Origin of the sequence: Kitasatospora sp. NPDC056783, assembly GCF_042789895.1 — a bacterium.
Classification (GTDB): Bacteria; Actinomycetota; Actinomycetes; order Streptomycetales; family Streptomycetaceae; genus Kitasatospora.
On the sequence record NZ_JBHUAF010000717.1, the window covers coordinates 1 to 1,174 of the forward strand.

Below are 1,174 nucleotides of genomic sequence, written 5' to 3' on the forward strand. Positions count from 1 at the left end.
GAGCTGGGGGTGGCCGCAGAGACCAGCGAGAAGCGACTGTTTACTAAAAACACAGGTCCGTGCGAAGCCGTAAGGCGATGTATACGGACTGACGCCTGCCCGGTGCTGGAACGTTAAGGGGACCGGTTAGCTCCACTTCGGTGGGGCGAAGCTGAGAACTTAAGCGCCAGTAAACGGCGGTGGTAACTATAACCATCCTAAGGTAGCGAAATTCCTTGTCGGGTAAGTTCCGACCTGCACGAATGGCGTAACGACTTCTCGACTGTCTCAACCATAGGCCCGGTGAAATTGCATTACGAGTAAAGATGCTCGTTTCGCGCAGCAGGACGGAAAGACCCCGGGACCTTTACTATAGCTTGATATTGGTGTTCGGTTCGGCTTGTGTAGGATAGGTGGGAGACTTTGAAGCAGCAACGCCAGTTGTTGTGGAGTCGCCGTTGAAATACCACTCTGGTCGTGCTGGATGTCTAACCTCGGTCCGTGATCCGGATCAGGGACAGTGTCTGGTGGGTAGTTTAACTGGGGCGGTTGCCTCCTAAAGAGTAACGGAGGCGCCCAAAGGTTCCCTCAGCCTGGTTGGCAATCAGGTGTTGAGTGTAAGTGCACAAGGGAGCTTGACTGTGAGACTGACGGGTCGAGCAGGTACGAAAGTAGGGACTAGTGATCCGGCGGTGGCTTGTGGAAGCGCCGTCGCTCAACGGATAAAAGGTACCCCGGGGATAACAGGCTGATCTTCCCCAAGAGTCCATATCGACGGGATGGTTTGGCACCTCGATGTCGGCTCGTCGCATCCTGGGGCTGGAGTAGGTCCCAAGGGTTGGGCTGTTCGCCCATTAAAGCGGTACGCGAGCTGGGTTTAGAACGTCGTGAGACAGTTCGGTCCCTATCCGCTGTGCGCGTAGGAGTGTTGAGAAGGGCTGTCCCTAGTACGAGAGGACCGGGACGGACGAACCTCTGGTGTGCCAGTTGTCCTGCCAAGGGCATGGCTGGTTGGCTACGTTCGGGAGGGATAACCGCTGAAAGCATCTAAGCGGGAAGCCTGCTTCGAGATGAGCACTCCCACCTCCTTGAGAGGGTAAGGCTCCCAGTAGACGACTGGGTTGATAGGCCGGATATGGAAGCCCTGTGAGGGGTGGAGTTGACCGGTACTAATAGGCCGAGGGCTTGTCCTCAG

General features: G+C 56.3%; 1 rRNA gene. It reads left to right on the plus strand.

Annotated features, from left to right (window positions below):
• Nucleotides 1–1,172, plus strand: a 23S ribosomal RNA gene (locus ACFRMQ_RS40845); the annotation flags it as partial.
• Nucleotides 1,173–1,174: the final 2 nt, after the last annotated feature.